The sequence below is a fragment of the Kitasatospora sp. NPDC048286 genome, assembly GCF_043201735.1.
Lineage (GTDB): Bacteria > Actinomycetota > Actinomycetes > Streptomycetales > Streptomycetaceae > Kitasatospora.
The window spans coordinates 232,315-246,031 of the sequence record NZ_JBICZE010000015.1 but is presented as its reverse complement, the minus strand read 5'-3'; the positions used below and the strand labels follow the sequence as shown (position 1 = coordinate 246,031).

Here is a 13,717-nt window from a genome sequence, read left to right as displayed (position 1 = left end):
GATCAAACGATCAAGGCCGGGGATGTCAACATATCTGGCGTTGACTTTTGGCACGCTGTTGAGTTCTCAAGGAACGGACGCTTCCTTCGGACTGCCTTCCAGCAGGCCCTCCGGGCTTCGTTCTTTCGTGTTTCCAGCTTATCAGATGTTTTCCGCTCCGTTTCCGGGGCTTCGTCATCCAACTCGCCGGTGTCTTCCGGGGCTTGACGCCCTGTCCGACGTTTCAAACTCTAGCCGATCCCCGCTCCGAAAAGCGAATCCGACCGCAACCCGATAAAACGAGCACACCGAATAAGCCCCAGGCCGTCACGCGAAAAAGCGAAACGACCGGCACGAACCGGAAGTGGTGTTTCAGAGGATTGGCTGCCCCGGGACCGTCCGCGCAGTGCGTGTCCGGTGCTCCCTGTCAGGCAGCTCGAAGAACATTAGACCTCTGGACCCTCCGGGTCAAGTGGCGCAAGCGGATTTCCGGCTCTCTCTTCCGCCGGCAGCTGGAAGGCCAGGACGGCGACGTCGTCGTCGTGCTCGGAGGTCACGCCCATCGCCCGCAGCAGCCTGGCGCAGACCACCTCGGGGGCGCCGATCGCTCCGGTCAGGGTGCGGGCCAGGAGGTCGAGGCCCTGGTCGATGTCCTCGTCGCGGCGTTCGACCAGTCCGTCGGTATAGAGGACGCCGGTCGTGCCGGGGAGCAGGCGCAGGGTGTGGGAGACGTGCAGGCCGCCGCCGGTGCCGAGCGGCGGGCCGTTCTGTTCCTCGCTGCGCAGGATGGTGCCGTCGGGGCAGCGCAGCAGGACGGGCAGGTGTCCGGCGGAGGCGTAGGAGAGGGTGCGGCGCTGCGGGTCCCAGACGGCGTAGGTGCAGGTGGCGATCTGGTTGGCGTCGATCTCCATGGCGAGGCCGTCGAGCAGGCGCATCACCTCGTGCGGGGGCAGGTCGAGGCGGGCGTAGGCGCGGACGGCGGTGCGCAGCTGGCCCATGACAGCGGCGGCGCGCAGGCCGCGGCCCATGACGTCGCCGATGACGAGGGCCGTGCGCCCGCCGTCGATGGCGATGACGTCGTACCAGTCGCCGCCGACCGCGGCCTCGGCGCCGCCCGGTTGGTAGGTGGCGGCGACCCGCAGGCCGGCCGGCTGGTCGAGCTTCTGCGGGAGCAGGCTGCGCTGGAGGGTGACGGCGGCCTCGCGCTGGCGGCGTTCGGCTTCGCGCAGGCGGGCGGCGGCGAGGACCTGGTCGGTGACCTCGGCGGCGAAGATCAGCACTCCGGCGGGTTGCCCCTCCACGGGGGTGTCGCCGTTCTCCGCGGCGCCGAGCGGGACGCAGGAGACGTTGTAGTAGCGGTTGCCGGTGAGGCCGAGGATGCAGCGGGCCTTGACGCTGCGCGGGCGGCCGCCCCGGATGACCTGGTCCATCAGGGGCAGGACGCCCATGGTGGCGAGTTCGGGGAGCGCCTCCGCCGCCGGCAGGCCGGTGGGGCGTTCGCCGAAGAGTTCGCGGTACGCGCGGTTGGCGTAGCCGAGCTGGTGGAGCGGGCCGTAGGTGACGGCGACCGGGGCGGGGATGCGGTTGAGGACCTCGCGCAGGTTCTGCGGCTTGTGCGGGTCGAGGAGCTCGGCGGTGGCGGCGGGGCCGGTCGGGTCTCGGGGGCTGGGCACGACGACGCCGTCGGGGCAGGGCGCACCGTCCTCGGTGCCGGTCCCGGTGGGCGGGAGGGCACGCCAGGGGACTCCGGCGAGCCGGGCGCTCCAGCGCATGAGGTTCAAACGACGGCCGCTTCCTCGTTTTCCAGGCATATCATCACTTTTTGTGTGCGCAGCACCACAAGGGGTAATGACCAGGTCGGGCTGATCCTGTCAGGCGGGGGCCCGGTTCCGGAAGTCGCACGCCCGGCGTGGCCGTCCGGACGACTGCCGGGCCGGGTCGGCGGGCGCGTTCACCGGGGAGCATCCGGGCCGGCGTCGGACCGCCGTCCGGACTTCGGGTCGAACCCTCCCTCGAAGGCCGAACGCGGGTGCTCCGTCGCGCCCAGCGAGACCACCTCGCGGGAGAACACCCCGCCGAGCACCCAGTCCATCAGCACCCGCACCCGGCGTTCGGTGCTCGGCAGCCGCCGCAGGTGCCGGGCCCGGTGCAGCCACCAGGCCCGGCGGCCGGTGAGCGTGCCGCCCCGCCGGGTGTGCGCGACGGCCCGGCGCGGGCCGAGCGAGGTCGAGCAGGCGGCGGGGCCCGGCCGGTAGTCGGCCAGGCGGGGGTCGTGAGGCCCGCCGTCCAGCGCCACCACGACGTTGCGGGCGAGCAGCTCGGCCTGGGCGAAGGCGTGCTGGGCGTTGGGGGCGCAGGGGGCGCCGTCCGCGTTCGGGTCGGGTACGGCGGCGCAGTCGCCGGCCGCCCAGACCCCCGGCAGGGCGCGTCCGTCCGGACCGACGGCCTGCAGGGTCGCCAGGCACCGCACCCGGCCGAGGGTGTCCAGCGGCAGGTCGGTCTCGCGCAGCAGCGGGGACGGCCGGACGCCCGCCGTCCAGACCAGGGTGCGGGCGCCGAAGCGGCTGCCGTCGGAGAGCGCCACGACCCGGTCGGCGGCGGACTCCAGGGTGGTGCGCAGCCGGATGTCGACGCCCCGCTCGCGCAGTTCGCCCAGGGTGTGTTCGGCGAGTTCGGGCGACTCCCCGGCGAGGATCCGGCCGGTCGCCTCGACCAGGACCCAGCGCAGGTCCTCGGCGCCGACGTTGTGGTAGCCGCGCACGGCGGTGCGGGCCATGTCCTCCAGTTCGGCGAGCGCGCCGACGCCCGCGTAGCCGGCGCCGACGAAGACGAAGGTGAGCGCGGACTGGCGCAGCGCCGGGTCGCGGGTGGCGGAGGCCAGGTCGAGCTGCTCCAGGACGTGGTCGCGCAGGCCCACCGCCTCGCCGACGGTGGAGAAGCCGAGGCCGTGTTCGGTGAGTCCGGGCACCGGAGTCGTGCGGGAGACGGAGCCGGGGGCCACCACGAGGATGTCGTAGGGCAGCTCGACCGGGGCGGGGGGTTCGCCGGGGCCGGCGGCGTCGGCCAGGGCGCGCCGGGCGGCGTGTTCGATCCGGGTGATCCGGGCGGTGACCACCCGGCAGTCGGGCAGGACCCGGCGCAGCGGCACGACCACGTGTCTCGGGTCAATCGAGCCGGCCGCCACCTCGGCCAGCAGCGGGTGGTAGGTGAAGTAGGCCTGGGGCTCGACGACGGTGATCTCCACCTCGCCGCGCCGCAGCCGTTCCCGCAGGGCGCGCTGGAGGTGGAGTGCGGCGGCCGTTCCGGCGCAGCCGCCGCCGGCGATCAGGATCCTGATGGTGCGCCTCCTGCCGATGCGACGTTTCGTCCCGGCCGCCCCGCGGCCGGGTGTGTCCCCCCATCACGCCCCCTATGAAGGACCGGCGGAGGCGGTCTTGTCCACAGTCCGTACGGGGCTGGTTGCGGCACGAGTGACCACCGTGGCCAGTTGTGCCTACTGGGCGACTTTCTGACGCACTTTCGGCCTCGGAGACTGGTGAACTATGGTCGGATTGTGTACCGGGGCGGCCGTCGCCATGACAATCGGCGGCGACGCACCGTGGAGCGGCCACTACGGCCAGTTCCAGCGTTGGCGTGCAAACCCGACTGGGGGCCAGTCATCCGGGGAAGGGTAGTTCCCGGACAGGGCCCCGGACGGTGCCGACGCGCCGAGCCGGACGTGGACCCGGCACGGCGGCACGAACCGTGGTCACCGGATCGGGACGGACGGCACGAGCAATGGGTCATCGGGTCATTTCTGACGGGCTGAGCTGCACCGGGGGGTGCAGGGGCGGGCGACGACAGGGTCCGGTTTCGGACGCCTGCGGGGGAGAGTTGGGATGATGGATCAGGAGCAGGTGTTGGGGCGGACGGTCGCACCGCAGGCCGGGCCGGGCATGGTCCCCGAGCAACGTGGCCCGGTGGAGCCGCCGTCGCAGAGCGGGCTCGCGCAGGTCGGCACGGTCCAGGCGGCTGTCCCGTACCGGGCCGAGTCGGCGGCGGCCGCCGCGGCGGTGCCCGGGGCCAGGCTGCGGGTGGACGCCCGGCGGAACCTGGAGAGCGTGCTGCGGGCGGCTCGCGAGGTGTTCGGCGAGTTCGGCTACGGCGCGCCGATGGAGGAGGTCGCGCGCCGGGCCGGGGTCGGGGTCGGCACCGTCTACCGGCGCTTCCCGAGCAAGGAGGTGCTGGTCCAGCGGATCGCCGCCGAGGAGGTGGCGTGGCTGACCGCGCAGGCGCGGGAGTCGCTGTACGGCGGTGACGGCGCCTGGGACGCGCTGGCCGGCTACCTGGCCCGCGCGGTGAGCAGCGGCGCCGGACGGCTGCTGCCGCCGGAGGCGTTCCGTTACGCGGAGGAGCTGGGCCGGGTGCCCGAGCAGCGGACGGCGGAACAGCCCGCGGCGGTCCGCTTCGACCTGCGGGGCGAGGAGGCCCGCTCCGGCGGGGTGGTCGAGCCGTCGGCGGCCGACGCCGACCCCCGGCTGCTGCTCCAGCTGCTGGCCGCCCTGGTGGCGCGGGCCGGTGCCGCGGGCGAACTGCGGCCGGGCGTCACGGTGTCGGACGTGGTGCTGGTGCTGACCGCCTCGGTGCCGGTGCACGCGGTCCGTCCGTCGCTCTCCGCGCCGGTGGCCGGCGGTTTCTCGCCGACTTCTCCGCAGACGGACGGTCAACCGGCGGCCGGGCCCTCGGACCGGCTGCTGCAGATCCTGCTGGACGGCCTGCGGGAGCGCTGACGCCCGCCGGTCGACCGGTCCGCCACGCCCGGCGGGCACGGGAGTTGGAGGAAGGACCGGCGCGCGGCCCGGGTGCGCGCGCCGGGTGTGGGAGTCGCACACCCCACCGCCGCACGCTGGGCGAACGCTCCCGCGACGGCCCGTCGGAGGGGTGGAAGGCGGTCGCTCCGGCTACCGCCCGCCCCTGCGCTATGCCATCCTTTGCCCGTGGTTGGAGCCAATGTCCCGATGCGCGCCGTTCGCGCGCCGTCGGCGCCGTACGCCGGGGAACCGTGCGCCCGCGCACGCCCGCGCGCCCTGCCACACTACGGGGGCTGTCGTGGAATCTGGGGTCCGTTGTGAGCGCCGAGGAACAGAACGACTACGGGTACGGGCTCGACTTCGGAGGCCTCTCCGGTGACGGCGCCGAGGGGTCCGTCACGGGCCCCTGCAGTCTCGGCAAGACCGGCGGGGCGGCCCAAGTGCCGGGCTCCGCACCGGGTACGGCAGCGGGACACGTCCCCGACCAGGCCGGGATGCCCAGCCGTGAGACGCTCTCCGCCTCCGCCGCCGCGCTGCCCCCGGGCCGGGTGCCCGGGCAGGCCCCGGCGGGCCGCGGCGGTGTCTCCCCCGAGGCGTTCGTCGGCGAACCGTTCACCGGCGACGGCCGGACCGCCCGGCCGACCGTGCCCGCCCCCGCCGATCCGGTGGACGGCGAGCGCCCCGCCTCCGACGCCGAGTTGACCGCCCGGGTGCGGGCCGGCGACGACACCGCGTACGAGGAGATCTACCGCCGGCACGCCGACTCGGTGCGCCGCTACGCGCGCACCTGCTGCCGCGACAGCTTCACCGCCGAGGACCTCGCGGGCGAGGTGTTCGCCCGCACCCTGCAGGCGCTGCGGGCGGGCAAGGGCCCCGAGTTCGCCGTCCGCGCGTACCTGCTGACCGCCGTGCGCAACGTCGCCGCCGCCTGGCACCGAAGCGAGCGGCGCGAGCAACTCGTCGACGACTTCGCCGTGTTCGCGCAGACCTCGGCCGCCGTGGTCGACCTCGACCTCGCCGACCCGGGCGCCGACGCCTGGGCGATGGCGATGGCCGACCAGCGGATGGTCATGCAGGCCTACGCCGAACTGCCCGAGGACGACCGGGTGGTGCTCTGGCACACCGAGGTCGAGCGGGAATCCCCGAAGACCGTCGCGGTGATGCTCGGCAAGACCGCCAACGCCACCGCCGTCCAGGCCCACCGGGCCCGGGACCGGCTCGCCGCCGCGTTCCTCCAGGCGCACGTCTCGGGCAGCCAGGACCGGGCGTGCGAGGCGTACGCCAACCGGCTCGGGGCGTACGCGCGCGGCTCGCTGCGCAAGCGGGCCTCGACGGAGGTCGGCCGGCACCTCCAGGAGTGCGACCGCTGCACGGCGGCCTGCCTCGAACTGACCGAGATCAACACCGGGCTGCGCGCCCTGCTGCCCGGCGGGGTGCTCGTCTGGATCGGCGTCGGCGGGTTCGGCGCCGCCGCGGCCGCCGTGGGCGGTGCCGCCGCCGTCGGCGGTGCGGCGGCGGCCGGGACGGCCGCCGCGGCCTCCGGGTCCTCGGGGGCGGCGGCCGGTGCGGCCGCCGGTACGGCTGCCGCCGGCTCGACCGGGGCGGCCTCCGGCGGGGCCGGTGCCGCCGCGGTCGGCGAGGGCCTGGGCACCGCGGCCAAGGCCGGGATCGTCGCCGCCATCGCGGTGGCCGCGGCCGCCGTCGCCGCGTACGCGTTCACCGGCTCGCCCGAGCCGAGGCCCCCGGCGGCCGCTCCCCCGGCCCCCAGCGCGCCGGCCGCCGCCGCACCCGGGACGCCCGCGGCCCCGCCCGCGCCCGAACCCGCGCCCACGGCGGCTCCGGCCCCGGCGTCCAGCGCCGCCGCCGCGGCCCCGGAAGAGCCCGCGGCGAGCCCCGAGGCCAAGCCGACCACCAAGTCCACGCCGGTTCCGCCGGCCGCCACCGACCAGGCGCCGCAGTCCGGAACGCCCGCACCCGGCGGCCCGAAGCCGCCGGCGCCGAGCTTCACCCCCCCGGTCGTCACCGTGCCGACCCTGCCGCCGCTGCCCACGCCCGACGTGCCGGTCGTCCCGACGCCGACGCTGCCGCCGGTGCCGACCCCGACCGTCAGCACGCCGGCGCCGCCGGTGCTCAGCGACTTCTGGGGCGACTCGCTGCCCGTGCTGAAGCCCGGCAACAACCGGGTGCCGCCGCCCGAGCCGAGCATCCGGCAGAAGGGCAGCGACAACTTCTGGCAGCGTGACGGCGGCTGGATCGGCGGCGACTACCAGCCGCACGCGATCACCGTGCACGCCCCGGCGAGCACCGTGATCGACCTCAACCGCACCTGCACGTCCTTCGACGCGGTGGCCGGGGTGGACGACGCGACGATCTCGCCGGGCCGGGTCGTCTTCACCGTCCAGGGTTCCGACGGCAGCACCCTGTGGCGCTCCCGCCCGCTGGCCGTCGGCGACGACGCGGTGCCGGTGCACGTGCCGCTGGCCGGGCAGAAGTCGGTCAAGCTGACGGTCACGCCGGTGAACGGGATCTGGTCGGCGCTGAACGTCGCGGACTGGGCCCAGGCCCGCTTCCGGTGCTCGTGACCCGGACGCGGTCCGGGCGGTCATGACCCGAGGCCCGCTCCAGGGCGTCCTGGAACGGGCCTCGGGGCGACGGTGACCGTGTCGGGTGGCGTCGACCGTCAGATGGCGCAGGAGCCGTCCGCGCAGGCCTCCCCGGCCGGGGCGACCTGCACCGGGGCGGGACGGCGCTCGCCGATCTCGGTGGCGACCTGCTCCAGCACCTTGCGGAAGGTCGCCGCGTCCTGGCCGCCCTGGACGGCCCACTTGCCCTCGAAGACGAAGGTCGGCACGGCGCTGATGCCCAGCTCCCGGCCCTCGGCCAGCTGGGCGTCGACCTCGGCGGTGCCCTCGTCGCCCGCCAGGTAGGCGGCCACCCGGTCGCGGTCCAGGCCGGCCGAGACGGCGACGTCGGTCAGCGCGGCGCGGTCGCCGACGTCGACACCGTCGGTGAAGTGCGCCTTCAGCAGCGCCTCCTTCAGCCGGCCCTGGACGGCCGGGCCGTACTCGACCTCGGCGAGGTGCAGCAGGCGGTGGCCCAGGAAGGTGTTGGCGTGCAGCGCGGCGTCGAAGTCGTACGTGATGCCCTCGGCGAGGCCCAGCTCGGCCACCCGCGCGTCCATCGCCACCGACTGCGGGCCGTAGCGCTCGGCCAGCCAGGCGCGGTGCGGGCTCGCGGTCTCGGGGGCGTCCGGGACCAGCTGGTACGGGCGGTAGACGACCTCGACCTGCTCCCGGCCCGGGAAGTCCGCCAGGGCCTGCTCGAAACGGCGCTTGCCGATGTAGCACCAGGGACAGGCGATGTCGGACCAGATCTCGACCTTCATGCGGGGGGCTCCAGGGGGCGTCTTGTCAGGTATGGACAAGATGGGTGAACGGTGAACCATCTCGGTACATTCCCGGCACCCCGTCGATCAGGCCGCGGGCGGCGCCGGGACCACCAGCACCGGGCAGGCCGCGTGGTGCACGACCGCCGAACTCACCGAGCCCATCAACAGCCGGGCGAAGCCGCCGTTGCCCCGGGTGCCGACCACCAGCGTGTGCTGTCGGGTCGCCGCCTCCAGCAGCACCTCGATCACATTGCCCAGCACCACGTGCAGCGACAGCTCCCCCGCGTACGGCGCGGGGCGCTGGCGCTGCACGGCGGCCACCGAGCGGCGCAGCCCGTCCGCCATGCTCTCGACCAGCGTCTCCACGCTCTCCTGCACCAGCTCCGCCATGCCCGGCGGGTAGCCGGCCGGCGCCGGGTTGACCACGGCGAGCACGTACAGCGGCAGCCCGAACAGCTCGGCCTCCGTCATCGCCCGGTCCAGCGCCCACAGCGACCCGTCCGACCCGTCACACGCCGCCAACACCCCCGGCGGCCGCCCCGACGGCGGACGCCCCAGCACCGACAGCACGACCGGCACCTCCCGCCCCGTGCTCCCACCGGCCACCGCACATCCTCCTCGCCCCGGACCCGCACCCCCGCCATCATCACCGCCCCGCCCACCCGGGCCCGGCAACCGCGCCGCAGACCGGGGCTTGCGGGCGGCGGGCCGGGGGGCCGGCGGGGCCGGCGGGAGCAGCTGGTGGCGTCAGGACGTGAGCGCGGGTTGGTGGGGGGTGGGCAGGCCGGTCCAGCAGGCGCCGTGGCGGCGGGCGCGGACGCGGCGCAGCCACAGCTCGGTGGAGACGAGGTCCGCGAGGCCGGCGAGGGCGGCCGGGGAGAGCGGGGTGGCGGGGTCGGCGGAGCGGGCGAGGTCGGCCCGGACGGCCGGGAGGTCGATCAGGCCGGCTTCGGCGAGCAGCGGGGCGTCGAAGAGTTCGGCGAGTCCGTCGGCGGCGAGGCGCAGGCCGGCGCGGGTGGGGGCGGTGCGGTCGGGGCGGGGGCTCCGGCCCCAGTCGGGGGGCAGGTCGGTGCGGCCGGCGCCGGTGAGGACGGCGTGCAGGAGGGCGTGCCGGGCGCCGGGCTGGAGGCGGACGTCGTCGGGCAGCAGCCGGGCGGCGCGCACCACCTGGTTGTCGAGGAAGGGCGCGTGCAGCCGTTGGCCGGGCTGTTCGGCGGCGTGCACGAGGGTGCGGAAGGAGCGCGCCTGCCGGTAGAGGGCGTGCCGGGCCCGGTGCGCGCCGGGATGTTCCTCGGGCGCCGGTCTGCGCGCCGCCAGGCGCAGCCGCAGCGCGACCGAGGAGAGCGCCTCGTCGGAGAGCCAGCGGGCGGCCGGGCCGGGCACGCACCAGGCGAGGTCGACGGCCGAGCGGGCCCCCGCCGTGCCGTCGCCGTCCGGGACGTGGCGGGCGGTCAGCCTGGCGGCCGCCTCGTCCAGTGCGTCCGCGTAGCGGACCCGGGAGAGCCGGTGGGCGGCCCGGAGCACGGTGAGCGGGGTGCGCAGCGCGCCGGTGAGGACGCCCGCGGCCGCCCGGTCGGCGCCGGCCAGCGCGACGACCGGGGGCAGGAGTTCGCGTGGCCGGCCGGCCCGGATCAGGTCGGCGAGCCGGGCCGGGTGCCCGTCCAGGACCTGGCGGGCGCCGTAGCCGGTGAGGTGGTCGGTGCCGCCGGCGTCGAAGCGGGCCTCGGCCCGGGCGGCGGCGACGAGTTCGGGCCCCGGCTCGTCGGTGAGCCGGCCGGACTGCGGGTCGGCGTCCAGCCCGGCGTACGGGAGGGTGTCCGGGCCGGGGTCGAGCACGGTGTGCCGCAGCCGCGGGCTGTCGGGGGCGAGCGCGAGGCCGGCCGGGGGCTCGGTCTCGCCGAGGGTGACGGCGGCCAACTGCTCGGGGGCGGCGGGTTCCCGGGCGGTGGCGCGGGCCCAGGAGCCCTTGACCGCGCCGCTCCTGGCCCCGGCGGTGGCGGCCCGGGCCGCCGGGACGGACGCCGTGGACGCGGCGGCCGTCGGCGCCGGCGGCAGCGGGACGGCGGCGGCGAGCAGCGCGACGGTCGCGGAGGCCGTCCCGTACGAGAGGTCGACGCCGAGCCGGGCCCGCCCGGCCGGATCGAGGGCCGGGGTGGTGGTGCGGACCCGGGAGCGGACGGACTCCAGCAGGGCGCGGGTGAGTTCGCGGACGGCGGGCGCCTCGTCGCGCGGCTGCTCGGCGCCGGCCGGGTCGTCGTAGCCGGACAGGTACGGGCGGCCGCCGCGGATGCCGAGCACGTGGCCGGGCGGCACCCGCTGGACGCCCAGGTACGGGGTGCCGGTGCCGAGCGCCTCGGGGGACTCGGGGCAGGCGAGCCGGGCGGCGAGGTGGCCGGTGTCCAGCGGGGCGCCGACCAGGTCGGCGAGCGGCAGGGCGGCGGTGGCGTACGCGGTGCCGCCGGCCCACGGGGTGTGGAAGACGGGCCGGGCGCCGGCGAGGTCGGTGAGCAGCAGGGTGGAGCGGGTGCCGGAGCGCAGCACGACGGTGTAGCTGCCGGGCCAGGCGGTCAGGTGGCGGACGGCGCCGCCGCGGGCGGCGGCGAGGCCGGCGGCGAGTTCGGCGTCGGTGGCGCCGCAGTGGCCGAGGACGGCGAGCCGGGACGTGGCGGGGGTGTCCTCGACCTGGTCGGGGACGGTGGGGCCGGTACTGACCACGGCGGGGGCGCCGGGGCGGAGGGTGACCAGGCGGATCTCCCCGGGGCGCCAGTCGCCGACGGCCCAGAGCGGGTCGGGCCCGGCCCACAGGGGGCGCGCAGCGATCGGCTCGACCCTGCCGAGCGTCTCGTGCGCCGGGGTGCCCGCGCTCGGCGCGCCCGTGCACCAGCCCGTCAGCCACCGCATCGCGCCTCCACCGGACGAGGACCTGCATCCGTACGACGCGTTCGCCCCCGCCGGGCGGCCGGGTGGGGTGCCGGACCGGCCCGCGCGTCCCGGCGTGCCCCCGAAGCTCGACGCGCCGTCAGGAGACATCGTGCCACCGCGGGGCGCCGCCGTGGTCGGTGTTCCGGGTTCCGTTTCCGTTCGGACCGGCCGTTCGACGGCCGCCGCGGCCACGACGGCGGCGGGCAGCGGGCTCTCCCCGACCGCTCCGGGGCGGGGCCCCTTCGCCCCCTCGATCACTCCGGGTGGGCAAGTTCCGCGCGCCGGAGGCGAGTTCGATCCGCCCGGCGCCCCGGGGGACGGGCGGGCCGGGCCTCCCCCTCCCCGGCCCGGAACCACCCGCGAACACCTTTGACATGGGCATCGCGAGATGGCCGAAAGGCGTCGCCCGGCCCGGGAGGGCATCCGCATGCCCTCCCGGACTTCACCACCGCCCGCGGGGATTGAGGCGGCGGCTTCCCCCGGCCCGCCGGGTCCTCGACGGCAGGCCGACCCACGACCACCAGCGAATCGCCGACCTGCCGGTCGGGCCAGGGAGCACGGCCGGGCGCATGTGAACACGGGACCGGAGCACGAGGCTCCGGAGCGCCGCGCGGTCGGCCGGATCCGAGTGGTCCGGACCAACTCCGGTGCGGCACCGCCGAGTGCGCGATCCCGCCATCCGGAATGCGACCTCTTAACCGTCGGAACGCGTCCGACTACGCTAGGTACTGCAGCTACGACCCGGTGCCGCCCGGGCCCCGCGCACAAGGCCGCAGGAGGTGCAGCCGCCACCATGACCGTCAGCCCACGTGGACCGAACGAACGGCTCGGCACGCTCCTGACCCTCGCCCAGATCAGCAACGCCGGGCTGGCCCGCAGGGTCAACGACCTCGGCGCCCAACGCGGGTTGACCCTGCGGTACGACAAGACCTCGGTGGCCCGCTGGGTCAGCAAGGGCATGGTGCCGCAGGGGCCCGTCCCGCACCTGATCGCCACCGCGATCGGCGGCAAGCTCGGCCGGCCCGTCCCGCTGGAGGAGATCGGCCTGGGCGACACCGACCCGGCGCCCGAACTCGGCCTGGCCTTCCCTCGCGAGGTCGCCGACGCGGTCCGCTCCGCGACCGACCTGTGGCGGATCGACCTCGACCTGCGCCGGGGCCCCGGCGGCGGCCGCTGGAGCGACAGCCTGGCCGGCACCTTCTCGGTCGCCGCCTACGCGACCCCCGTATCCCGCTGGCTGATCAACCCGGCGGACGGCTCGGTGGCCCGCGAGGTCCCGCGCTCCCCCACCGACACCTCCTCCTACCGGGTCGGCCACTCGGACGCCGCCAAGCTCCGCGAGGCCGCCCAGGAGGCCCGCCGCTGGGACTCCAAGTACGGCGGCGGGGACTGGCGTTCGTCGATGGTGCCGGAGTGCCTGCGGGTGGAGGCGGCGCCGCTGCTGCTCGCCTCGTACAGCGACGCCGTCGGCCGGGCGCTGTTCGGCGCGACCGCCGAACTGACCAGACTGGCCGGCTGGATGGCCTTCGACACCGGGCAGCACGAGGCCGCCCAGCGCTACTACATCCAGGCGCTGCGGCTCGCCCGGGCCGCCGCCGACGTGCCGCTCGGCGGCTACGTGCTGGCCTCGATGAGCCTCCAGGCGGGCTACCGGGGTTTCGCCGAGGAGGCGGTGGACCTCGCCCAGGCCGCGCTGGAGCGCAACCGGGGCCTGGCCACCGCCCGCACCATGAGCTTCTTCCACCTGGTGGAGGCCAGGGCCCAGGCCAAGGCGCGCAACGCGGCGGCGTGTGCGACGGCGCTCGGCGCGGCGGAGAGCGCTCTCGAACGGGCACGCGCCGGGGATCCCGATCCGGCGTGGATCGACTTCTACGCCTACGACCGGCTCGCCGCCGACGCCGCCGAGTGCTTCCGCGACCTCGGAGTGCCCTCCAAGGTCCGGCAGTTCACCCGCGAGGCGCTGGCCACGCCCACCGAGGGCTTCGTCCGCTCGCACGGCCTGCGGCTGGTGGTCTCGGCGATGGCCGAGGCGGAGGCGGGCAACCTGGACGCCGCGGTCGCCGCCGGCGAACGCGCCGTCGAGGTGGCCGGCCGGATCTCCTCGCAGCGCAGCCGGGAGTACGTGGTGGAGATGCTGCGGCGGCTGGAGCCCTTCCAGGGTGAACGCCGGGTACGGGAGTTGACCGAGCGGGCCCGGGCGGTGATCGTCGCTCCGGCATGAGCGGCGTACGCGCCCGGCCGGCGGGCCCGGCGTGCGGGCCCGGGGCCACGATCCGGGCCCGCCGGTGAACCCCGCCGATAAATGGCGTGCGGCGGCGGGAGGGGCCTGGCTAGGGTTTCTCCCGTCCAGGTGCGCAGGCAGAGGTTACTTCCACTCCAAATGGGCAGGTCGCGGGTTCGAATCCCGTCATCGGTGCTCCGTGCCGGTGTAGCTCAGTCGGCCAGAGCAGCTTCGTCACCTCAGCCGCCTTCGATCTCTGGACACCCACACGTGAATAGATTCCGCACCTCCCGGTGCGACGGCAGCGGTTACTTCTTGGTGAGGCGTCCGTAGGACGCCGCGGTTCGAGCCCGCGAAACACCGCCGCCATCCTTGATCTCGGGAGGCAACGCGCCCCGGAGTGCCCGGTGCGCAGGC

7 protein-coding genes, 1 tRNA gene and 1 pseudogene are annotated in these 13,717 nt (G+C 75.8%); 4 read left to right on the top strand and 5 right to left on the bottom strand.

What is annotated here, in order from left to right; all coding sequences use genetic code 11:
• Window positions 1-476 precede the first annotated feature (476 nt).
• Window positions 477-1,760 (bottom strand): annotated as a pseudogene (locus ACGF13_RS32050) (PP2C family protein-serine/threonine phosphatase); the annotation flags it as partial.
• A 170-nt stretch (window positions 1,761-1,930) separates the two neighbouring features.
• Window positions 1,931-3,304 (bottom strand): NAD(P)/FAD-dependent oxidoreductase, encoded by a 1,374-nt coding sequence (locus ACGF13_RS32045; RefSeq protein WP_392881935.1) that lies wholly within the window; start codon window positions 3,302-3,304, stop codon window positions 1,931-1,933.
• A gap of 553 nt (window positions 3,305-3,857) precedes the next feature.
• Between ACGF13_RS32045 and ACGF13_RS32040 the strand changes: the two genes are divergently transcribed.
• Both ACGF13_RS32040 and ACGF13_RS32035 read left to right on the top strand, forming a co-directional pair.
• Window positions 3,858-4,748: a TetR/AcrR family transcriptional regulator gene (locus ACGF13_RS32040; protein ID WP_392881921.1), complete on the top strand. Its 891-nt coding sequence runs from the start codon at window positions 3,858-3,860 to the stop codon at window positions 4,746-4,748.
• 338 nt (window positions 4,749-5,086) lie between these two features.
• The gene (locus ACGF13_RS32035; protein WP_392881919.1) at window positions 5,087-7,351 is read left to right on the top strand and encodes a sigma-70 family RNA polymerase sigma factor; all 2,265 of its coding nucleotides are present in this window, start codon (window positions 5,087-5,089) and stop codon (window positions 7,349-7,351) included.
• 98 nt (window positions 7,352-7,449) lie between these two features.
• Here ACGF13_RS32035 and ACGF13_RS32030 read toward each other — a convergent pair whose 3' ends face one another.
• The 3 genes from ACGF13_RS32030 to ACGF13_RS32020 form a co-directional block, all read right to left on the bottom strand.
• Window positions 7,450-8,154 (bottom strand): DsbA family oxidoreductase, encoded by a 705-nt coding sequence (locus tag ACGF13_RS32030; RefSeq protein WP_392881916.1) that lies wholly within the window; start codon window positions 8,152-8,154, stop codon window positions 7,450-7,452.
• An 87-nt stretch (window positions 8,155-8,241) separates the two neighbouring features.
• A complete protein-coding gene (locus ACGF13_RS32025) occupies window positions 8,242-8,763 on the bottom strand; it encodes a universal stress protein (protein WP_392881914.1) in 522 nt (173 codons plus the stop codon).
• A gap of 141 nt (window positions 8,764-8,904) precedes the next feature.
• Window positions 8,905-11,058, bottom strand: a complete 2,154-nt coding sequence (locus ACGF13_RS32020; RefSeq protein WP_392881911.1) for an asparagine synthase-related protein — start codon at window positions 11,056-11,058, stop codon at window positions 8,905-8,907.
• Between the two features lie 814 nt (window positions 11,059-11,872).
• Between ACGF13_RS32020 and ACGF13_RS32015 the strand changes: the two genes are divergently transcribed.
• Window positions 11,873-13,300 (top strand): MFS transporter, encoded by a 1,428-nt coding sequence (locus ACGF13_RS32015; RefSeq protein WP_392881909.1) that lies wholly within the window; start codon window positions 11,873-11,875, stop codon window positions 13,298-13,300.
• A 128-nt stretch (window positions 13,301-13,428) separates the two neighbouring features.
• Window positions 13,429-13,492, top strand: a tRNA-OTHER gene (locus tag ACGF13_RS32010).
• The last annotated feature ends 225 nt before the right edge of the window (window positions 13,493-13,717 follow it).